This is a genomic window from Pedobacter cryoconitis (assembly GCF_003259615.1).
GTDB lineage: Bacteria > Bacteroidota > Bacteroidia > Sphingobacteriales > Sphingobacteriaceae > Pedobacter > Pedobacter cryoconitis.
Window position 1 is genome coordinate 42,741 of record NZ_QLLR01000005.1, and the last position, 22,579, is coordinate 65,319.

The window sequence follows — 22,579 nt, forward strand, 5'->3', positions numbered from 1 at the left end:
AGAAAATAGGAGAAACTTGTTTGGTGGAGAAAATAGGAGAAACTTGTTTGGTGGAGAAAATAGAAGAAACTTTAATAGAAGAAAGACAAAATAGAAGAGACTTAATGGAAGACAGGTAGGAGCTGGGTAAGGAAGGATAGATGAGGAAAACAATCTGACTGATATTTGGTTACGGTATTATGGGATATGATTCTGCTTATAAAAATTCTTCGGTTCCAAATGTTCCTATTTTACGGTGGGTTTCAAGACTTTCTTTTTTGATGGATGAGCAGTTCAGGATTCCGGGGACAAAGTACAGGTTTGGGCTGGATCCGTTGCTGAATTTGATCCCTTTTGCTGGTGATATTGTTGGTTTTGCTGTTTCGGGTGGTTTGGTACTGGCTATGGCCAGTAAGGGGCTCACGAGTAAGATTGTTGTGCTGATGTGTATCAATATTTTATTGGATACGATGATTGGGGCAATTCCAGGGGTTGGACAGGTGTGGGATTTTTTCTTTAAGTCGAATACACGGAATATGCGCTTGATGGAGGAATATTATGAGCAGGGTAAGCATCGGGGGAGTGGAAAGGGTACAATTGTACTGGCGCTGGTTATTTTGTTCTTGATATTTGTTGTTTTGGTTAGTATTTTATGGGTGGTGGCTGCATGGGTCATTAGTAAGTTTTAAGTCTGAATTCGTAGTCTGCGTATTCATAAAATCATTAGTTTTTGTCAACGTATGCTTAGCTATAATCAACAGTTACCGGTTTATTCTTTGAAGCCAGACGGGGTAGGGAATAACAGACATTTTAGGATGTATAATTTTAATGGGACTTTACCTGATCATGAGGATTTTTTAATACCGCACCGAAAGGATCATTATCTGCTGGTGTTCATGAGAAGGGGTGGCAGTAGTTTGTGGGTAGATATGGTTCCTTATGCGCTTAGGGATAATACTATTTATTTTACGGGACCGAATCAAATTATCGTAAAGGATGGTTTTCAGCAGTTGTGGAGCACGGGTATTGCTTTTACGGCTGAGTTTCTGTCTCTTCAGGGAAATATTGCTTTAAGTTTGTTACCGTTGATTCAAAATCCTCAGAATGGACATGAGCTTTTGCTTACGGAAGCTGATATTGTTTTTGTGGAGGATATGCTGGGCAAGATTAATGGGGAGTATCTGATCCCTGGTGAGTGGCAGCAAAGTATGCTGGCTGCTTATATGACAGTATTGATTACTTATTTGAGCCGCTTGTATGTGGAGCAGTTTAAGGATAATGGTGTTTCTTTAGATAAGTTATTATTGAAGAGTTTTCAGCTGAAGATCAATGAGCGCTTCCGGGAGCTGCGCGAGGTGAGTGAGTATGCTTCTTTGCTGAATATTTCTGCGGGGCATTTGAGTGAGGTTGTTAAAAGTCAGAGTGGGAAACCAGCGATTAAACATATACATGAGCGGCAGGCGTTGGAAGCCCGGAGGTTGCTTTTTCATACGAACAGTTCGCTGAAGGAAATTGCCTTTGATCTGGGTTTTTCGGATGCTTCTTATTTCAATCGTTTCTTTAAGAGGGAGTGTAGTGTCACGCCTGCTGAGTATCGGTCTGCTACCCGTAAAATGTACCATGAATACTGATAGATGTGCTACATTCACAGGTCACAGGCGTTATAAATTTGTTATATAATAAAATCGATTATGAAAACAGTATTGATAACGGGAGCAAATAAAAGCATAGGCTTTGAAACGGCAAGACAATTATTAGCGCAAGGGTATTATGTATACCTGGGAAGCAGGGATATTGAAAAGGGTGAGCAGGCAGTTAGCCAGCTGCGTGCTGAGGGCTTAAGTCAGGTAGAGGCTATAGAGATTGATGTAAATCAAATCACGTCAATACAGGCGGCGCGTGAGGCGTTAGGCCAAAAAATCAAAGTTCTGGATGTATTGGTTAATAATGCGGGTATTGGCGGTGCTATGCCGCAAACTCCGCTGGAAACTGATATTACGGTGTTTAGGGAAGTATTTGAAACCAACTTTTTTGGTGTGATAGAAGTGACACAGGCATTTATAGATTTGCTGAAGGAGTCTGAGGAACCAAGAATAGTGAATGTCACCTCAGGTTTAGGTTCAATGGCGCTGCATAATGATCCTGAGTGGAAATATTATAGTGTTAAACCAGCTAGTTATGTAGCTTCTAAAGCTGCCCTCAATGCTTATACAATTGTATTGGCTTATGATCAGCGTTTTACGTCCTTTAAGATCAATGCGGTTGATCCGGGTTATACTGCGACAGATTTTAATCACCATAGTGGCCCAGGAACAGTAGAGGATGCTGCTGCCAGAGTGGTAAAAGCAGCGACGATCGGAGCGGATGGCCCAACAGGCCAGTTCTTCAGTGATGACAATGCGCCTGAAACAGGTGTTAGTCCGTGGTAAAATATTTGTGGTAAAATAAAAAAAAGGGAATAGTACTTTGCTTACCTTGTTCATTCTTCATGAACGCCGGCAGCAAAGTACTATTCCCTTTTTTTTATTTCTTATTTTCTTACTTATCCTTTTTCGAACCACCTCCTCCGAATACCGAGAAGTGTACGTAACGTTTAGGATTAGCTTTCAGATCGATAATCAGATTATCCAGGTTCTTAGAAGCATTATTCAGGTTATCATACATTTTAGTATCATTAACCAATAAACCTAAAGTTCCTTTGCCATCATTAACCTTGCTTACAATCCCCTGAAGGTCTGCTACAGCTTTATTTGCATTGTCAATGGTCTGCTTGAAGTTTGCTGCTGCAACCTGATCAGTGATCTTATTGATATTGTTTAGTATCGCGTTAATCTTTTCGTTGTTATTTTTAAGGTTCCCTGAAATTGACTCTGCATTTGCTAAAATAGCAGCGATTCTTTTACTCTCAGTTCCTACCAATCCATCAACTTTCTTAGAAGTATTCTCTAAAGAAGCCAGTGTACCAGCAATACTGTTGAAACTCTTGTTCACGTTTTTCTGGAAATCAGGATTCAAAATTGAATTTACACTGGTCAGGATAGAATCCATTTTACCGATAATCAATTCTGCTTTCTTCTGTACCGGCTGAACTGTCTCCATCAGGTTCTTCTCTACGTTAGAGTTTAAGGTGTCACCATCCTGAGCGAAATCATTACCTGAACCCAAAGCCATAACAATCGCTTTGCTTCCCAATAAATCTGTACTTTCCAATCTTGCAATGGTTGATTTTGGAATATCATACTTGCCTTTGATCTTTAGCGTAGCCAGAATTGTTCCGTTAGGTTGTAAAACAAGCTTATCTACACGTCCAATCTGGAAACCATTAATTAATACCGGTTTTGATATAGCCAAACCATCAACACGAGAGTACCTGGCATATAATAATGTTTCGCTCGAAAATAATGAGTTACCCTTAAGGAAGTTATATCCGATAATTAATGAGGCGATAGAAAAGGCTGCTAATATGCCTACTTTGGTTTCGTTAGTTATTTTCACTTATAGTATTTTTACTTAATTTACTTCTGTTTCTTGTTTGTAGGTCTTTACAGCTTTGAAGATTGCATTCACAATTTCAGACTGTCCGTTTGCAGAGTTTATATAATCCTCCTCAGCTGGATTCGAAATGAACCCAATCTCCGTTAGTACGGCTGGCATGCCGCATCTTTGTAAGATTAAAATTCCCTGCTCTTTAACACCTCTGTTAAATCTTTTATTGTCGCGGGTATAATTCGTCTGCATTAATCGTGCTAACTTCAGACTTTTATCCCTGTATATGTTTTTAAACAAAGATAGTATAATAAATGTTTCAGGATCCTTTGGATCATAACCATTATAATTTTTTTTATAATCCTTTTCCAGACTAATATCGGCGTTTTCACGCAATGCACCATCTTGCTCATTTAAGCGGTGACTACCAGCTACAAAAGTTTCAGTACCACTGGTAACCTTGTTTTTTACGTACCCGTATTTAGGCGTTCTTTTTCCCCTTCTGGTCGTATATCCTGTCACAACCCGGCGGTCGGGCATCGAATTACAGTGAATAGAAATAAACAAGTCTGCTTTTGCCGCTGTTGCAATTTCTGGTCTGCGGTATAAAGAAATGTCAACATCGGTTTTCCTGGTATAAACGATTTTTACTCCTGGCATATCTTCTTCAAACTTCCGGCCTAATTTCAAGGCAACCTGCAGTGTTACGTTTTTTTCTAATGAATAACTTCCTGCCGCACCTGGTTTATCTCCTCCGTGACCAGCATCAATCACAATGGTCTTTACTTTATATCCCTGAGATAAGGCAGCCTTGGAACCGATCAATAAAAAAATAGCGCATAAGAATATATTCTTTTTCAATCTCATTTAATCTTTTTGTTTAATGGCTTCAGATCTGTTTAATTATAAACTTAAACAGGTATTATTATCCGTTAATTGTAGCTTATTTGCGCACAAAGATAGTATAATATAATTTTTACTACAGAATTGATGCCATGTGTTTGAAATTGTTTTGCAATACCGCTGATGATCTATCTTATTCTTTAACTGTACACCGGGATTTATAGTGCTGATTTTAAATATTTATCGCCTTCAATTTATTGGTAATCCAGCGTTTAGAGGGGTGTTAGGAAATATTTTTAAGCAAAATAGCATTTGCCCCCGGCAATGCTATATTTTTCGCTAATTTTGGACGTTTTGGGTTAAAAGGCTGTTTTAAACATAGCTATTAATTTGTTTAAGCACAATTTTTGGCTGCAAGAGCGTTAAATGTTTCGGGAAGGTAATGGCTTTCTTTGTGACAGTTGAGCTGTTTGTACCAAAAATGGACATTAAACAATTTTAATCTATAAATTTAGACAGACTTTAACTACAGTTGCACTTATTACATTCACACAAGAATTTGAAATTTTTACGAACTATCCTCTTACTGAATTCTATCGCTTTACTGGTATTAGCTGGTCACTCTGCTTTTGCTTTTGAAAGTTTTTCTACGCGGCAGATATTGCAACAGCAGGACACTACCAAAAAAGACATAAATAAAATTAAACCTGCTGCAACTGCCAAACTTCCTTTAGGAATGCAACAGGATACGGCAAAAAAAGATACTTCCAAAGTTAAAATCGGTGGTGCCAAAGGCAATGGTGCCAAAAGTGGCGTTGTCAAAGAAGGGGAATCTAAAATAGAGTATTCGGCGGTAGATTCGACAAAGTATAGCAAGGACAACAGCATCATCTATTTATATGGAAAAGCAAGGGTTATTTATCAATCCTTCGAACTTGATGCAGATTATATCACTTATAATTCTAAGACCAATACTGTTTTTGCAAGCGGAAGAAAAGATTCCAGAGGTAAATATTTAGGTAAACCTATCTTTAAGATGGAAAAACAAGGGTCTTCTATTGCGGATTCACTTTTCTACAATACTAAATCCGGAAAGGGAACTGTTTTTAATACCTTCACTGAACAGGAGGGTGGTTTTTTCTCCGGCGGACAGAGCAAAAGACAGCCTGACAATGAAATTCACGTGAAAGGAATGACCTATAGTACGTGTAATTTGCCGCATCCTCACTTTGGTATCTATATTACAAAGGGTATTGTGACCGATAAACAAATTATTACAGGGCCTGTATATCTTAAAATTGAAGATATACCACTGCCTTTAGGTTTACCGTTTGCCTTTTTTCCAAAACCTAATAAAAGGAGTTCAGGAATTATCATGCCGAACATTGGTGATGATTATACCAGGGGGTTCTTTTTAAGGGACGGGGGATATTATCTGAACCTGAATGATTACTGGGACGCAAAAATGCTGGGAACCATCTATACCAGGGGTTCTTATGGGGTGTCGGTAACTTCAAATTATGTGAAGCGTTATAAATATAATGGAAGTATCAAAGTAGATTATAACAGTAACCGTTATGGTTTGGAAGGTACGCCAGAATATGACCCGAAAAAAGATTATAGTATTCAATGGGTACACTCACAAAATGCAAATGCACATCCGGGAACAAACTTTGGGGCGAGTGTGAATATCAAGACCAGTGGTTATAATTTAAATACTGCCGGCGGAACCAGTTACGATTTCAGACAGATTACTGAAAATGCACTATCTTCCAGTATAAGTTACGGCAGAACATTCGCTGATGGGAAAGTTACTTTCTCTGCAGCAGCAAGACATAACCAGAATACGAGATCTAAAACGGTAGATGTTACTTTACCGGATATTGCATTAGGGGTACAGACTTTTCCGCTTTTTAAGCAAAAGGGCGTAGGGGAACAGAAATGGTATAACAAGATTACTGTGGGTTACTCTATGGTCGCTTCCAACTCTATTTCTACTTCTGATAGTTTGCTTTTCACCAAAAAAGCACTGGACAGATTGAAAAACGGATTCAGTCATACTGTGCCGGTAAGTATTAATTTTACGGCATTTAAATTCTTCAACTTTTCGGCAGGTGGAACTTACTTAGAGAAGTGGCAGTTCCAGTCTATCCGCCAAACTGCAATTCGCGGAACTTTATTAAATGGAGTAGTACAACAGGATCAGATTGTCAGAGATACGGTTCAGGGATTTAATCGTTCGGGTGAATACAGCATCAACATGGGCTTATCTACCAAGATCTATAATACACTGCAATTTAAGAAAATGGGTAATTTAAAGGCTTTGCGTTTAGTGATGACACCGAATGCAAACTTTAGTTACCGCCCGGATTTTTCTGATCCTTCGAAAGGGAATTACAAGACTTTACTATATCAGGATGGTACACCTGTTTATGATACCTTTTATGGAAGAAATAAACGGTATTCTATTCATGAAGGTACATTGTACGGTGGGCCCGGAGAAGGAAGAAATGCCAGTATAAGTTTTGGATTGGATAATACTTTAGAGGCGAAAGTATTATCAAGAAAGGATACCACAGGTACGGGAATGAGAAAAGTTCCGATTATTCAGGGTTTAGGATTTAATGGGTCTTATAACTTCCTGGCACCTGCTTTCAAACTTTCTGAGCTGAGCTTTAGCGGCCGTTCACAGTTCACAGATAAATTCGGGATAACTTATGACGGATCATTTAACCCTTATGCGGTAGGAGATTCAACGCTGAATGGTATAGTCACTAAAAAACTGATTGACAGATATACTGTTCCAAGATTAACAAGATTCAGTGTTTCGTTTGGCTATAGCTTAAATGCAGAGGCTTTCCGCAAGCGTAATGAAAGTCTGGATAAGACTACTAAAAAAGTTCAGCAAAATGGAATGACACCTGAGCAGGCTGCACAACTGGCCGAAGTCAGTAAAGATCCTAATGCTTTTGTCGATTTTAAAATTCCATGGAACTTTACCTTCTCTTATCGCTTTGATTATTCCAGACAAGCTACAGGTTTATTGCCTACAGCAACTAATACGCTAAACTTTAACGGGGATTTTAACGTTACCCCTAAGTGGAAAGTACAGTTTACCTCTGGATATGATTTTAAAAGTGCTGGTTTGTCACCAACATCATTTGCGATATACAGGGATTTACATTGCTGGGATATGAGTATCAACTGGATTCCTATTGGTCCCTACAGAAGTTATAATCTGACAATTAAGGTAAAGGCTTCAATTTTACAGGATTTGAAGCTGAGCAAACAACAAGCTTATTATACACGTTTTTAACGAATTTTTATGTTAGCTGAGATTATTACGATTGGCGATGAAATATTAATCGGCCAGATTGTGGATACGAATTCTGCATGGATGGCCAAACAACTGAATGCTGCGGGCATTAAAGTGAAGCAAATAACCTCGGTGTCTGATGATGCTGAACATATCATAGAAGCCCTGGGTCAGGCAGAGCAAAGAGCCAGGATCATTTTAATTACCGGTGGACTGGGCCCGACCAAGGACGATATTACCAAATATACACTGGCGAAATACTTTAATATGGGGATGCGCCGTGATGCTGGTGTATTGGCGCAGGTGGAAGAGATCTTCAGACGCTTTAACCGTCCGATGATCGAATCGAATATCAAACAAGCGGATGTACCTGATGGTTGTACGGTGATCCCGAATAAAAACGGGACAGCACCGTGTATGTGGTTTGAGCGTGAGGGAACCATCTTTGTTTCTATGCCGGGAGTACCTTTTGAAATGATGTATTTGATGGATGAAGAAATCCTGCCAAGACTTAAAGCAGCTTTTGAACTGCCTTTCATTTATCATAAAACAATCCTGACGGCAAATTTGGGAGAGTCTTTCCTGGCACAGCAGATTGAAGAAATTGAAGATAGTTTGCCTCCATCTATTAAACTTGCTTATTTGCCAAAACTTGGACAGGTGAGATTGAGGTTAAGTACTTCTGGTACTGATGAAGCTCAATTGAAGCAGGAAGTTGAAGTTTATGCGCAGCGGATTATTGCGAAGATCAAGCCTTATATAGTTGCTGAAGATGATATTGCTATTGAGAAAGCTATTCTTGATATAATGGACAAAAAGGGATTGACCCTTTCTACTGCGGAGAGTTGTACAGGCGGATATATTGCGCAGTTAATTACGCAGCATCCGGGTTGTTCATCGGTTTATGCAGGTGGCGCAGTAGTTTATTCTTATGAATTAAAGCAATCTGTGTTAGGGGTAAAGGCAGATACACTGGCAAAATATGGTGCGGTTAGTGAACAAACTGTAAAAGAAATGGCTGCTGGTGCAATTACTCATTTTAATACGGACTATAGTGTAGCAGTAAGTGGTATCGCCGGACCTGATGGCGGAACTGCAGACAAACCAGTTGGAACTGTCTGGATAGCAGTAGCAAACAAGAATGGGGTAGTGGCTAAGTTATTCACTTTTGGAAGCAAAAGAGCACAGAATATTGAGCGTTCAGCTATCGCTGCATTAACAATGATTTTGAATCTGCTGAAAGAAGATAACAATTAACTGCAAAAAAGCCTTACTTTTGCATCCGATAGGAAATACCAAATTTACTGTAAACTAAATGGCACAATACGAATTATTATTACCTAAAATGGGAGAAAGTGTTGCAGAAGCAACCGTCATCAAGTGGTTAAAACAACCTGGTGATATGATCAGTTTGGATGATACCCTGTTAGAAATCGCAACAGATAAAGTGGATTCAGAAGTTCCGTCACCAGTGGCTGGAAAATTAATCCAACAATTATATAAAGAAGATGATGTTGTTCAGGTTGGTGCTGTAATAGCAATAATCGAGACGGATGCTGCTGAAAGTAAAACTGCTGAAAAGGAAGAGAAGCCAGTGGTGGCTGAACAGACCCCTGCAGCTGAGCCAGCGGCTACGATTCCGGGAACAGAACAGTTGAATGATACACCGGTAAGTGCTGCGCAGCATAGCAGCGATACGGATCGTTTTTATTCTCCTTTAGTGAAGAGCATAGCTGCTCAGGAGCAGATCAGTGTGACTGAACTTGATGACATCGCTGGTAGTGGTGCTGATGGCCGTTTAACTAAGGATGATCTGTTAAACTATATTCAGAATGGACGTAAGAGTACAGGAGCTGTATTAGCTAACCGTGCACAAAACCAGCCTGCTGCCGTTAAAGAAACGCCGGTTAATAATACTGCTGCACCAGCACCTGTTGCAAAATCTAATAATGCGCAGCCGGTAGTGAGTATGAGTGGTGCTGATGAAATCATTGAAATGGATCGCATGGGTAAACTCATTGCGGACCACATGGTGATGAGTAAGCAGACTTCTGCACACGTAACTTCATTCGTAGAGGCTGATGTGACGAACATGGTACTGTGGAGAGACAGAGTGAAGAAAAACTTCGAGAAAAGAGAGAACGAAAAGATCACCTTTACACCAATCTTCATTGAAGCGGTAACGAAAGCAATTAAAGATTTCCCAATGATCAATGTTTCTGTTAACGGAACCAAGATCATCAAGAAAAAAGATATAAATATTGGTATGGCAGCTGCTTTACCTAGTGGCAACCTGATTGTTCCTGTGATTAAGAATGCAGATCAGCTGAACCTTGTTGGCCTGACTAAATCAGTAAATGATCTGGCAAACCGTGCAAGGGCTTCTAAACTGAAACCTGATGAAACACAGGGTGGTACTTTTACATTGACTAACGTAGGTTCATTCGGAAATGTAATGGGAACACCTATTATCAATCAACCTCAGGTAGCTATTCTTGCAGTTGGAGCGATTAAAAAGAAACCAGCAGTATTAGAGACTGAATATGGTGATGTAATTGCAATCCGCCATATTATGTTCCTTTCGTTGTCTTATGATCACAGAGTGGTTAATGGTGCGCTTGGTGGTACTTTTGTTCGCCGCGTAGCAGATTACCTGGAGAACTGGGATATTAACAGAGAGATCTAATTCCGGGAAGTGGAAATAATTAAAGGGGTATCCGGTTAACCGGATACCCCTTTGTCGTGAATTACATTTGGTGTTGCGGCGAAAGTGAATATATTTGACTAACCTAAAAAACCATAAAACCATGAGTGATCCGATTAATGCAGCTGTTGTAACTGAAACAGTATCCCATAATGTATATTTTGAAGGCAAAGTTCAGAGCCTTGGTCTGGAAACCGAAAAAGGTAAAGCTACGCTGGGCGTGATGAAGAAAGGAACCTATGTTTTTTCGGCTTCTTCGCCAGAAAAGATGATCGTGATAAAAGGTAGTATGAAAGTAAAGTTAACTGATACTTATCAGGTCTACAGTGCGCAAGAAGAATTCGATGTTGCTGCAGGTACTTCATTTGAGGTGATCTGTGATCAGGATGTAGCTTATTTATGTTATTACGGATAAGTTTGATTACTGTGAACATTTCATTAAGTTTTGCTGAACTCATAAAATTTTAACTTAAATCACTGATCTTTAGTTTATCTATTCATAAATAAACATTAAAAAAAGAACTATGAAAAACTTTAAAATTTTATTCGCGCTGCTAACCTTTGGTTTGCTGTTCTCCTCTTTTACGAAAGACAGCAATTCTTCTTTAGCTTTAGTAAAAACGCTGCAGGCAACAACAGTTAGTGTTGCTGGTGATACTAAAAAAGCTGCAGTAACAGTTCCACAAAAAGCTTATACAGTTGCTGATTATGTGGCGAAAAATGGAAAAGCACCTCAGGGATATGTAGGAGGGACAGTATTCCAGAACCGAGAGGGCTTGTTGCCACAAGGAGTAGCATACAAAGAATATGATGTAAACCCAAAAGTGAACGGACAAAACAGGGGAACAGAAAGAATTATCCTGGGTAACGACGGTAGCCGCTACTATACCAACGATCATTACGCCTCATTTACCTCGTTCTAACAGGTAAACCATCAACAAAAAAGCCTTTCAGAATTAACTGAAAGGCTTTTTTGTTGATTAACACCAGAGAGTTCCCAGGCGGATTTAGTGAACAAGAGCCTCTTCTCCGGCAATCACCTCGATTTGTTTATCTGTGTAGGTAAACCTTCCTGTATGTGCTATAAAAACATCTTTCTGCACCAGTAATTCCTTATTCGCGAGTAGTGATTTCAAGCTTACACTACCAATCACATACTTAAAGTCATTCCTTGAAAACCGTTCTACAATGTTTTCAATCTTCAGTTTTTCAACCGTATATTCATGTGTATATCTCAGGTAAACTTCGATATTCACATTGTCTGTATGGATCAGTCCGTTTTGCTGATGAAACTTTTTGTACTCATATCTGTACCCGTATCTCAACGCTGCGATGTCAGATAAAACTGCCGCGCCAGTTGGATGTCCGCCTGCACCTTTTCCAAAAAAGAATTGCTTGTCTGCAAAAGCAGCCTGTACAGTAACTCCATTGTACTCATTTTCTACGTTAAACAGGAAGTCATCAGATTTGACAAATTTAGGCAGGACATAAGTTACCACTTGTTTAGTACTGATTTTACGGGCGGTAGGCACCAGTTTAATTTTGTAATTCTTTTCTCTTGCATATTGAATATCCTGTTCTGATAAATTCTGGATACCAACATTCAGAATCTTATCCGGATCAATAAATAAGCCATAAGCATGAGCAGTTGCAATCGCCAGCTTAAACTTAGGATCATAGCCGCCAACATCCATAATCGGATCAGTTTCTGCAAAACCAAGATCCTGAGCCTGTTTCAAAGCGACATCATAAGGCATATTCTCATTGAATATTTTAGATAGAATATAGTTCGAAGAGCCATTGAAAATTCCGCTTATGCCATGCAGTAATTCATTGTCATAATATTCTTCCAGATTTCTGATAATTGGGATACTACCACATACTGCGCCTTCATAAAGTAAAGAAGCTCCGTATTTTGCCTGTAGTTCTACTAATTCCTCCAGGTGGTTCGCAATCATTTTTTTATTGGCAGAGACTACATGTTTTCCACTGGTCAATGCTTTTTTTGCAATGGCAAACGCTGCGTCTGCGTCATCTATTAGTTCTACAATCGTGTTAATCTCCGGATTGTTTAAAATCTCATCGTGATCAGTAGTGAATAGTCCGGCATCCAGACTACGTTTCTTATCCGGATTTTTGATGGCTATTTTAATAATTTCCAGGTTTAAATCCTGGCCACGGATGATGTCATGTAGTCCCTGTCCCACAACTCCAAAACCGAATATCCCAATTTTAAGTTTCTTACTCATTTATGCTGTTTTATGCAGTTTAACAATTTTTTTATTGACACTTTCTTTGAGGAAATTGCCGATGATATTAGTTAGTATGTCTGTTTCAATTAAGAAGCCGTCATGTCCATAGGCCGAATTGATGCTATGAAATTCTGCGCCCGGAATATGTTTGGCTAAAAACTCCTGCTCCACTAAAGGAAAGAGGAAGTCATTTTCAATTCCGATCACCAAAGTGTTGGACTTGATAGCTTTTAACGCATCAACAACGCTTTTTCTTCCTCTGCCAACATTGTGGCTATCCATCGCTTTGCTTAAGTACCAATAGCTATAGGCGTTATATCTTTTGCAAAGTTTCTCTCCCTGGTAATTCTGGTAAGAAGAAGCCCGGAAGCCATCTGTTTTGTCATTGACACTTTCCAGTTGTGTCGCATTATAGGCCTCATAAGTCCGGTAAGAAAGCAGGGCGATGCTTCTGGCTGCCTTTAAACCTTTCATTCCGCCGTTAGGCTGTTGTGCATAAAAAGTACGGTCGGTACTGATCGCCAGGCGCTGACTCTCATTGAAAGCGATTCCCCATGGAGAATGATAAGCATTGGTCGCCACAAGAATCAGGTTCTCTATTTTGTTACTCTCCATAATTGCCCATTCACTGGCCTGCTGGCCACCTAAAGAGCCACCGATCAATACGCGTATCTTTTGAATTCCCAAATGTCCGGCAAGCAGCTGATGCCCATGAACCAAATCCCTGATGGTAAACTCAGGAAATGATAAATAATAAGGGTTTCCCGTTACCGGGTTAATGCTCAGTGGGTTTGTACTTCCATAATGTGAACCAATAACAGTTGCACAAATGATAAAATGCTCTTCTGGATTAAATAGGTTCTTCTCTCCAAAAAGGCCTTTCCACCAATCCAGTACATCTGCATTGGCAGTTAACGCGTGACATGCCCAGATCACATTGTCTTTGCTGGCATTTAGCTTTCCAAAAGTCTGATAGCTAATTTGTATCCCGCGCAATTTCTTTCCGTTCTCCAGTTTAAATTGCTTCGGGCAAGTATATAGGTGTGTTGATGACATTTTTATATTCTATCTGGTTTTTAAGCTTAAAGCGATTTTCCCGATGACAACTTTTCAAAAGCTTGTTCGAAGTCGGCTTTGATGTCATCGATATGTTCAATTCCCACAGATACTCTTAGCAATTGAGGTGTAATCCCTGCTGCCGCTTGTTCTGCGTCGCTTAATTGCTGATGTGTAGTTGCTGAAGGTTGAATGATCAGTGTTTTTGCATCACCTACGTTGGCCAGGTGACTAACGAGCTGCAGTTCATTTACAAACTGTACGGCTTGTTCTTTACCGCCATGCAGTTCGAAAGATAATACCGCGCCAAATCCGTTCTTCAGATATTTCTTTGCGTTTTGATGATAAGGGCTGCTCTCTAATCCCGGATAAAAAACTTTATTGACAGCTTCATGGTTTTCCAGCCATGTTGCCAGGGCCAGCGTATTGTCTACATGTCTTTGAACACGTAATGATAAAGTTTCCAGTCCCTGGATTAAAAGGAAAGAGTTGAATGGTGAAATTGCAGGGCCAAAATCTCTTAAGCCTTCTACTCTTGCACGAATGATAAACTGGATATTTCCAAAGTCGCTTCCAATTCCGAATACATCATTAAAGACCAGTCCGTGATAGCCTTCAGAAGGGGAGGTGAATTGCTTGAATTTACCATTTCCCCAGTTATAGGTTCCGCCGTCTATAATTACACCACCAATGCTTGTTCCATGTCCGCCAATCCATTTGGTAGCGGACTGAACTACGATATGTGCACCATGTTCCAGAGGTTTGAATAAATAACCTGCTGCGCCGAATGTATTGTCTACGATTAAAGGAAGGTCATATTTCTGGGCAATCAGGGAAAGCTTTTCAAAATCAGGAATACTGAATGATGGATTGCCAATACTTTCCAGGTAAATTGCTTTGGTGTTGTGATCAATTTTAGCTTCAAAATCTTGTGTGTCGTCAGTTTCAGCAAATCTTACTTCTATACCTAAACGTTTAAAAGCAACTTTAAACTGATTATAGCTGCCTCCATAAAGGTGAGGAGAAGAAACAAAGTTATCGCCGGCTTCCAGGATATTGTTTAAGGCAATAAATTGAGCGGCCTGCCCTGAGGCAACTGCCAGCCCTGCAACACCACCTTCCAGGGCAGCTACACGTTTCTCAAAAACGTCTGTTGTAGGGTTCATTAAGCGGGTATAAATATTACCGAATTCTTTTAGTGCAAATAGATTTGCACCGTGTTCGGCACTTTTAAATCCATAAGAAGTAGTTTGATAAATAGGAACCGCTCTTGAACCTGTTGTTGGGTCAATTTCCTGACCTGCATGAAGTTGTAATGTTTCGAATCTATAATTTGCTGACATGATTTCGCTGATTTAGAATGATAAAATGGATTTTTATAGACAGATACGGGATTTGATAAGATTGCAAAATCCGTATAAGGGATTGCATACCTCTGAAAAGAGGCCTTCCGGTTGAACTAATACTAATTTTACGTGGAAGATTGTTTTTAGCCGATGCAACAACACATACATGCAATAGTTTGCAGATACTGGATTGTGTAAGAAGCAGAGTCGCCTGATTGCGATAGTTGGTGGTTAGTTTTCATTTTGTCTTAATTTATCTTTCCAGAAAGCACTATGCAAACTGGTCAGGAATTGGCACCTTCTCCATTTGGGAGGGTTGCCAGTGGGTCACGGAGCCTGTCTCTCGCCACTTCTTTATAAATCAAACCCAGATTACGGGTTGACTTGAATAGCTTTCACTATATAGTTACAAATGTAGCGTATTTGTGTATACTTCCAAAATAATATTCTGAAAAATAATTAATATGCTGTTTTTAAGTGATTTAAAATGAATTTTCTGAACTGTTTTACAGGCTTTATCAGATCAATGCCTGCTCCAGATCAGCAATCAGATCATCAGCATGTTCCAGGCCGACAGAGATCCGAATTAAATTCTGTGGCGTTTTTGTTTCCGGGCCTTCTACAGAAGCACGGTGCTCAATCAGGCTTTCTACGCCGCCAAGGCTTGTCGCCTGAGCAAATAATTTCACCTTATTAACTACTTTTTTTGCATTTTCAGCGTCGCCCTTAACTAATATAGATAACATGCCTCCAAAACTGCTCATTTGTTTTTTTGCAATTTCATGCTGAGGATGAGAAGGCAGACCTGGATAATATACGGCTTCAATTTTTGGATGTGCAGCAAGGTATTTTGCAAGCGCCATACCATTTTCTGCATGTCCGCGCATTCTATAAGGTAGTGTTTTGATACTTCTTAATAGTAAAAAACAATCAAAAGGAGAGGGTACTGCGCCTCCGATTTGTTGAATATTCCTGATTTTATCCCAGAATTCATTTTTAGCAGCTGTGATCAGGATGCCTCCTAATACATCACTATGGCCTCCGATATATTTAGTAGAAGAGTGCATCACGATGTCTGCGCCTAATAAAATTGGATTCTGGAAACACGGAGAGGCAAATGTACTGTCGCAGGCAAAAATGAGCTGGTGTTTTTTAGCTATTGCTGCAATAGCAGCTAAATCCGTGATTTTTAATAAGGGGTTGGAAGGAGTTTCTACCCATATCATGACAGTGTTGCTTTTAATATAACTTTCCAGGGTAGCTGTGGTTGTCAGGTCAATAAAATCTATGGTCAGAATACCGGCAAAAATAGATTGCAATTGTTTTTTAAATCCCCAGTACATATCATCGGGTGCGATAATATGGCTGCCGGGAGGTAAGGCCTGAAAAAGGGTCATTCCAGCTGTATTCCCAGAAGAAAAGGCACACGCATCTGCACCTTTTTCCAGATCGGTCATTACCTTTTCCAGTGCAGATCGGTTAGGATTGCTGACACGGCTGTACATATGTCCGCCGGGGTATCCGCCTTGCTCGTCTCTGAAAAATGTAGTGGAAAGGCTAATAGGAGGGGTTACATCCCCTGTGGTACTGCGAGTTAAATTTCCGGCGTGTATGGCAATGGTTTCAGTCTGCATAGAATTTAGGTTTTCGGGTTTTTTTGGCAGGATTTATGTAAGCTGTTTTCGAAAATACAAGATATGAAAAGATTATTAGTTATAGCCGCCATTTTATGTAGTTCATTAATGGTTTTACAAGGCTGTTCACCTAAAGGTGCAACTGCTGGCGCTAATTTAAAAAGAGGAAATGTATCTGGAACCTGGGTACTGAATGATGTCACTTTTGATGGTGTTCCTGCAATGAACGTAAAATCTCTTTTTAATGAAGCTTCGTACAAATGTTTCATTGGCAGTACTTGGAAATTAACAAACAGCGGAAACGGAACTTATTTACTTCCTGGAACTGCTGATTGCCCAACAAAAACACAAAGTATTTTCTGGTCAGTAAGTACCGCAGACCAAACTTTCCAGTTTAAGAAATTATATGAAGGTGATAAAGCGAAAAATGTAACAGAAGGTTATAGATTAATCCTTTCGGAAGCAACAGGAGATCGCCTGGTTCTGAAATCACCTGTAGATTATGGAAAAAATCCAGCCTATATCATCCTGAACTTTACAAAAGCAATGAAATAGATTTTCTATCAAACCTCACACCTTTTGAGCTGCCTTTTTTTTAAAAGAGGCAGCTTTTTTTATGCGGTTACTTCTAGCTTTTACATAAAGCTGACAGCTTAAAGGTATTGTTACGCCGTGTTATGTCGATTTTATCTTACTTTTGACCTATAAATCAATCAAAGATGGATACGACTGCAAAGCTTACTTTTATACTGGACAATGCCGATTTATCTCAGGAACTGAGAGGGATAGCATTAAAAGTCCAGCAAAAAGAAAGGATCACTTTCGATGAAGGTGTTTACTTATATGAACATGCTGAACTGGGTTTTTTAGGCGTTTTAGCAAATTATATCAGGGAACAAAAGCATGGGGACAAGACTTACTTCAACCGGAATTTTCATATCGAACCTACTAATGTTTGTATATATACCTGCAATTTCTGTTCTTATTCCCGTTTGATTAAGAATAAAGAAGACGGCTGGGAAATGAGTGTGGACGGGATGATGGATATTCTGAAGAAATATGACAATGAGCCAGTGACTGAAGTACATGTTACAGGCGGGGTAGTGCCAAAGCAGAATCTGGAATTCTATGCGGACTTCTTTAGAAGCGTCAAAGCACACCGTCCTTCACTGCATATTAAAGCATTGACACCAGTTGAGTGTTATTATATATTTAAAAAGGCGAAACTGAGTCATTATGATGGCTTAAAATATTTCAAAGAAGCCGGACTGGATTCAATGCCAGGTGGTGGGGCAGAAATCTTTCATCCTGAAGTCAGGGAAAAGATTGCAAATGATAAATGTACAGCTGAACAATGGCTTGATATTCATGAGCAGGCGCATAAACTGGGTTTAAAAACTAACGCGACTATGTTATATGGTCATATTGAAGAATTTAAGCACCGTGTTGACCATATGGAGCGTTTGCGTCAGTTACAGGATAAAACAGGCGGTTTCCAGGCCTTTATTCCCCTTAAGTTCAGAAATCAGAATAACCAGATGGAACATGTTCCTGAGGTTTCTGTAGTGGAAGATTTAAGAAACTATGCGATCGCACGTATTTACCTTGATAACTTTGATCATATCAAAGCTTATTGGGCAATGATCAGCCGTCAGACTGCCCAGTTATCTTTAAACTTTGGGGTGGACGATATTGATGGTACACTGGATGACACCACAAAGATTTATTCGATGGCAGGTGCTGAAGAGCAGACTCCTGGAATGAGTACACGTGAATTGGCTAACCTGATTAAACAGGTACACCGCCAGCCTATAGAAAGAGATACCTTTTATAATGTAGTGACAGATTATACAGATTTTGTTTTTGAGGAAGATGTTAAGCCTCAGTATTATAAGCTCCCGGTTATTAATTAATGGATAAGGAAATATATATCATCCGTCATGGTGAGACGGATTTGAATAAACAAGGAATTATACAGGGAAGAGGGATAGATAGCAATTTAAATGCTACCGGAAGGGCTCAGGGGGCTGCATTTTATGAGTTATATAAAGACATCCCTTTTGATAAGGTTTATACTTCGGCGCTTAAACGTACTCAGCAAACTGTCCAGCAGTTTATTGATGCGGGTCTTCCCTGGGAAAAACATACGGAACTGGATGAGCTGGCCTGGGGTGAATTCGAGGGACAGCATACCAGTGAACTGGTTATCGGAGCTTTCAAAGACATCACTGAAAAGTGGCAGGCAGGAGATTATGATGCGCATTTTACCGGAGGCGAAAGCCCGGCAGACGTAGCGATAAGATTAAAAGAGATTGTGGAAGTTATCAAATCCAGAACCGATGAAAAGTTAATCCTGGTTTGTATGCACGGGCGTTCTCTGCGCTTGTTAATGTGTTTGTTAACGAACAAACCGCTTTCCGAAATGTACGACTTTCCGCATCAGAACACAGGTCTTTACAGACTTGATTTAACGGGTGATACCTTCACGGTTTTAACCCAGAACAATACCGACCATTTAAACGCATAACATTGAATAAGATCAGAATTTCTGCTGTTGCCTATACCAATACCAAGCCTTTTATTTACGGAATCAATCATTCCGATGTATTAAACCAAATAGATTTAAGTTTAGATATTCCTTCAGATTGTGCCGCCAAATTAATTGATGGTACCGTTGATGTGGGTTTAATTCCTGTGGCAGCAATTCCGCAGGTACCGAATGCAAATATTATCTCTGATTATTGTATCGGGTCTGTAGGTGCTGTAAATTCTGTATTTATATTCAGTAATGTTCCGGTGAATGAAATCCGGACTTTGCGTTTGGATAGTCATTCCAGAACTTCAAATAACCTGGCGAAGGTATTACTGAAATTCCATTTTAAGCAGGAAGTAAGTTATACAACAGATGTTAATGCACAAACTGATGCGATCGTTTTAATTGGTGACCGTACCTTTGGTAAAAAAGACGATTACGCTTTTGCTTATGATATGGGAGAGGAGTGGATGAATTTCACCGGGCTTCCATTTGTATATGCTGCATGGGTAGCAAATAAAGCTATTCCTGAAGACTTTATAAATGAGTTTAATACGGCTTTAAAGCAAGGCCTTGCTGCCAGAAAAGAGTTACTGAAAACACTGCCTGAAAACCCTGTTTTTGATCTGGATGATTACCTGATGAATAAGCTGGATTTTGAACTGACAGACAAGAAAAGAGAAGCATTATCACTGTTTTTATCTTATATAGAACAGTTGTAGGTCATATTAATGGTGATTCTTCCTCCTTATTTTTCAAAAAAAAACCTAAAGCTAATCCTTAGATAGTATATTTACATTTTTGTAACGTAACATATATTTTGGCTAAAGATAAGACGAAAGAAACACCATTAATGCAACAGCACAGTGCGATCAAGGCAAAGTATCCTGGTGCATTATTATTGTTTAGGGTTGGGGATTTTTATGAGACATTTGGCGAGGATGCCATTAAAACTTCCCAGATACTGGGAATTGTTTTAACACGAAGGGCAAACGGAACTGCTGCTTATATAGAGCTTGCTGGTTTTCCTCATCATTCGCTGGATACTTACCTCTCTAAATTGGTCCGCGCAGGTCAGCGGGTGGCGATTTGTGATCAGCTGGAAGATCCTAAAACAACCAAGACTATTGTAAAACGCGGAGTTACTGAACTGGTGACCCCCGGAGTGGCTTATAATGATAATATTCTTAGCCAGAAATCCAATAACTATTTAGGCGCGGTATACTTTGATAAAGCAATGATTGGTGTCTCATTTCTGGATATTTCCACGGGTGAGTTCCATGTTGCGCAAGGTAACGCAGAGTATATAGATAAACTTTTACAAGGCTTTAAGCCGACTGAGGTTATTTTTCAAAAAAGTAAACGTCAGGAATTCTTTGAATTGTTCGGTGATAAGTTTTATACTTTCCCAATGGATGACTGGGCTTTTACCACTGATTATGCCAATGAAACTTTAAACAAACATTTTGAGGTTAGTTCATTAAAGGGGTTTGGTGTAGATAAAATTCAGACTGGTATTATTGCTGCGGGTATTGTATTGCATTACCTGAATGAAACTGAGCACCGGAATTTAAAGCACATTACCGCTATTTCCCGCCTGGAAGAAGATAATTATATGTGGCTGGACCGTTTTACAGTCCGTAATCTTGAACTGGTGAGTTCTGCCAACGAAAATGCAATGACGCTTTTTAATGTGCTGGACCAGACTTCTACGCCAATGGGAGCGAGAATGCTTCACAAATGGATTGTGATGCCGTTAAAGGAAATCAAACCAATTCAGGAGCGTCTGGGTACCGTAGAATTTATGGTGGCACATGAAGGTCTGATTGAAGAATTCTTAACCCATATTAAATTGATTGGTGACCTGGAAAGGCTGATCTCTAAAGTTGGTTTGCAGAAATGCGGCCCAAGAGAGCTGAGCCAGCTTAAAAAGGCTCTGTACCATATTGAAGAAATAAAGGATACGGCTTTAACTTCAGATAATCCATACCTGATTCAGCTTGCTGAGCAGCTGGACCCTTGTGTGAGTATCCGGGAAAAACTACAAAGAGAACTTCAGGAAGATCCTCCCGCTTTGTTAATCAAAGGAAATGTAATTGCTGATGGAATTGATGAAGAGCTGGACAGGCTCCGTCAGATTTCCTCGGGTGGAAAAGACTTCCTGGTAGAAATTCAGAAACGCGAAGCCGCGAAAACTGGTATTCCTTCCCTGAAAATATCATTTAATAACGTTTTTGGTTATTATCTGGAAGTAACACATACGCATAAAGATAAAGTACCTGCAGAATGGAGTCGCAAACAGACGCTCGTGAATGCAGAAAGATATATTACTCCGGAGCTTAAGGAATACGAAGAGCAGATTTTAGGTGCGGAAGATAAAGTACAACAGATCGAAGTAAGGCTTTATGAAGCATTGATGCAGCAGGTTGCTGCTTATATCAGGCCAATTCAGCTGAATGCTTTCCTGGTTGCACAACTTGACGTTTTGTTATGTTTTGCGCAGTTAGCAATCAAAAATCATTACGTTAAGCCGGAAATGAATGTTTCCAAAGTACTCGATATCAAAGGTGGAAGACACCCGGTGATTGAGAAACGCTTACCGGTAGGGGAAGAGTATATTACCAATGATGTTTACCTGGATAATGATACGCAGCAGATTATTATCATTACAGGGCCCAATATGTCGGGTAAGTCTGCGATTTTAAGACAAACTGGTATCATTGTATTAATGGCACAGATGGGCTGTTTTGTTCCTGCTAAAGCTGCTCATATTGGTCTGGTTGATAAAATCTTTACCAGGGTAGGTGCTTCTGATAATCTTTCTTCAGGAGAGAGTACATTCATGGTAGAAATGAATGAAACTGCCAGTATTTTGAATAATATTTCTGACAGAAGTCTAATCTTACTGGATGAAATTGGAAGAGGTACAAGTACTTATGATGGTATTTCTATTGCCTGGGCGATTGCAGAGTTTTTACACACGCATCCTTCGGCAAGGCCTAAAACATTATTTGCTACACATTATCATGAATTGAACGAGCTGGCCGGAACGATGAACCGGATCCGGAATTTCAATGTGTCTATAAAAGAAGTTGGTAACAAGATCATCTTTTTGCGTAAGCTGATTCCTGGCGGAAGTGAGCATAGTTTTGGTATCCATGTGGCTAAAATAGCGGGTATGCCTCCTAAACTGATTAACAGGGCCAATGAGATCCTTAAAAAGCTGGAAATTGACAGGACTGAAGGACAGAGTATCAAAGATAGTTTCAAAAAGGTCCAAAACCAGGCTTACCAGCTGCATATGTTTGCTGTTGATGATCCGGTTCTGGTACAAATAAGAGATATGCTGAACAATCTGGATGTGAATGTACTGACTCCTGTAGAGGCTTTACTGAAACTGGATGAGATTCAGCGATTAATTAAACAATAA

At 39.7% G+C, this 22,579-nt stretch carries 19 protein-coding genes and 1 riboswitch; of the genes, 13 read left to right on the forward strand and 6 right to left on the reverse strand.

Annotated features, from left to right (window positions below; all coding sequences use genetic code 11):
* The first annotated feature begins 179 nt into the window (after positions 1-179).
* The 3 genes from LY11_RS07815 (at position 180) to LY11_RS07825 (ending at position 2,408) form a co-directional block, all read left to right on the forward strand.
* A complete protein-coding gene (locus LY11_RS07815) occupies positions 180-668 on the forward strand; it encodes a DUF4112 domain-containing protein (protein WP_111633158.1) in 489 nt (162 codons plus the stop codon).
* 126 nt (positions 669-794) lie between these two features.
* On the forward strand, positions 795-1,610 hold the full coding sequence (locus LY11_RS07820; protein WP_245952648.1) for a helix-turn-helix domain-containing protein: 816 nt from the start codon (positions 795-797) through the stop codon (positions 1,608-1,610).
* A 60-nt stretch (positions 1,611-1,670) separates the two neighbouring features.
* On the forward strand, positions 1,671-2,408 hold the full coding sequence (locus tag LY11_RS07825) for an SDR family oxidoreductase (RefSeq protein WP_111633160.1): 738 nt from the start codon (positions 1,671-1,673) through the stop codon (positions 2,406-2,408).
* 109 nt (positions 2,409-2,517) lie between these two features.
* On the opposite strand, the gene LY11_RS07830 is transcribed toward LY11_RS07825, so the two are convergent.
* Together LY11_RS07830 and LY11_RS07835 are read right to left on the reverse strand one after the other, a co-directional pair.
* Complete coding sequence (locus LY11_RS07830) at positions 2,518-3,474, reverse strand: MlaD family protein (protein WP_111633161.1); 957 nt, start codon at positions 3,472-3,474, stop codon at positions 2,518-2,520.
* Between the two features lie 15 nt (positions 3,475-3,489).
* Complete coding sequence (locus LY11_RS07835) at positions 3,490-4,332, reverse strand: N-acetylmuramoyl-L-alanine amidase family protein (protein WP_111633162.1); 843 nt, start codon at positions 4,330-4,332, stop codon at positions 3,490-3,492.
* Positions 4,333-4,867: 535 nt separating this feature from the next.
* Here LY11_RS07835 and LY11_RS07840 point away from each other — a divergent pair.
* The 5 genes from LY11_RS07840 to LY11_RS07860 all read left to right on the forward strand — a co-directional run bounded on the left by LY11_RS07840 (position 4,868) and on the right by LY11_RS07860 (position 11,251).
* On the forward strand, positions 4,868-7,624 hold the full coding sequence (locus tag LY11_RS07840) for a putative LPS assembly protein LptD (RefSeq protein WP_245952649.1): 2,757 nt from the start codon (positions 4,868-4,870) through the stop codon (positions 7,622-7,624).
* Positions 7,625-7,633: 9 nt separating this feature from the next.
* Positions 7,634-8,881 carry a competence/damage-inducible protein A gene (locus LY11_RS07845; protein WP_111633163.1) on the forward strand — a complete coding sequence of 416 codons (1,248 nt, stop codon included), beginning with the start codon at positions 7,634-7,636 and terminating at the stop codon, positions 8,879-8,881.
* Positions 8,882-8,939: 58 nt separating this feature from the next.
* On the forward strand, positions 8,940-10,310 hold the full coding sequence (locus tag LY11_RS07850) for a dihydrolipoamide acetyltransferase family protein (RefSeq protein ID WP_111633164.1): 1,371 nt from the start codon (positions 8,940-8,942) through the stop codon (positions 10,308-10,310).
* A gap of 121 nt (positions 10,311-10,431) precedes the next feature.
* Positions 10,432-10,743 (forward strand): pyrimidine/purine nucleoside phosphorylase, encoded by a 312-nt coding sequence (ppnP, locus tag LY11_RS07855; protein ID WP_111633165.1) that lies wholly within the window; start codon positions 10,432-10,434, stop codon positions 10,741-10,743.
* Between the two features lie 109 nt (positions 10,744-10,852).
* A complete protein-coding gene (locus LY11_RS07860; RefSeq protein WP_111633166.1) occupies positions 10,853-11,251 on the forward strand; it encodes a ribonuclease domain-containing protein in 399 nt (132 codons plus the stop codon).
* 84 nt (positions 11,252-11,335) lie between these two features.
* On the opposite strand, the gene LY11_RS07865 is transcribed toward LY11_RS07860, so the two are convergent.
* From LY11_RS07865 to LY11_RS07880, 4 genes are all read right to left on the reverse strand, one after another.
* Positions 11,336-12,577 carry a homoserine dehydrogenase gene (locus LY11_RS07865; protein WP_111633167.1) on the reverse strand — a complete coding sequence of 414 codons (1,242 nt, stop codon included), beginning with the start codon at positions 12,575-12,577 and terminating at the stop codon, positions 11,336-11,338.
* Entirely contained in the window at positions 12,578-13,636 is a 1,059-nt protein-coding gene (locus LY11_RS07870; RefSeq protein WP_111633168.1) for a homoserine O-acetyltransferase family protein, read from the reverse strand. It lies immediately after the preceding gene.
* Positions 13,637-13,662: 26 nt separating this feature from the next.
* Positions 13,663-14,979, reverse strand: a complete 1,317-nt coding sequence (locus tag LY11_RS07875) for an O-acetylhomoserine aminocarboxypropyltransferase/cysteine synthase family protein (protein ID WP_211321508.1) — start codon at positions 14,977-14,979, stop codon at positions 13,663-13,665.
* A gap of 253 nt (positions 14,980-15,232) precedes the next feature.
* Positions 15,233-15,345: riboswitch (SAM riboswitch) on the reverse strand.
* A gap of 155 nt (positions 15,346-15,500) precedes the next feature.
* The gene (locus tag LY11_RS07880) at positions 15,501-16,616 is read right to left on the reverse strand and encodes a trans-sulfuration enzyme family protein (RefSeq protein WP_111633170.1); all 1,116 of its coding nucleotides are present in this window, start codon (positions 16,614-16,616) and stop codon (positions 15,501-15,503) included.
* 63 nt (positions 16,617-16,679) lie between these two features.
* Here LY11_RS07880 and LY11_RS07885 point away from each other — a divergent pair, with 63 nt between their 5' ends.
* The 5 genes from LY11_RS07885 (at position 16,680) to mutS (ending at position 22,579) form a co-directional block, all read left to right on the forward strand.
* The gene (locus LY11_RS07885) at positions 16,680-17,171 is read left to right on the forward strand and encodes a lipocalin family protein (RefSeq protein ID WP_111633171.1); all 492 of its coding nucleotides are present in this window, start codon (positions 16,680-16,682) and stop codon (positions 17,169-17,171) included.
* 164 nt (positions 17,172-17,335) lie between these two features.
* A complete protein-coding gene (mqnE, locus tag LY11_RS07890; RefSeq protein WP_111633172.1) occupies positions 17,336-18,529 on the forward strand; it encodes an aminofutalosine synthase MqnE in 1,194 nt (397 codons plus the stop codon).
* A complete protein-coding gene (locus LY11_RS07895; protein ID WP_111633173.1) occupies positions 18,529-19,143 on the forward strand; it encodes a histidine phosphatase family protein in 615 nt (204 codons plus the stop codon). The genes mqnE and LY11_RS07895 overlap by 1 nt, the downstream gene beginning before the upstream one ends.
* A gap of 2 nt (positions 19,144-19,145) precedes the next feature.
* A complete protein-coding gene (locus LY11_RS07900; RefSeq protein WP_111633174.1) occupies positions 19,146-19,871 on the forward strand; it encodes a menaquinone biosynthetic enzyme MqnA/MqnD family protein in 726 nt (241 codons plus the stop codon).
* Positions 19,872-19,969: 98 nt separating this feature from the next.
* Positions 19,970-22,579: a DNA mismatch repair protein MutS gene (mutS, locus tag LY11_RS07905; protein ID WP_111633175.1), complete on the forward strand. Its 2,610-nt coding sequence runs from the start codon at positions 19,970-19,972 to the stop codon at positions 22,577-22,579.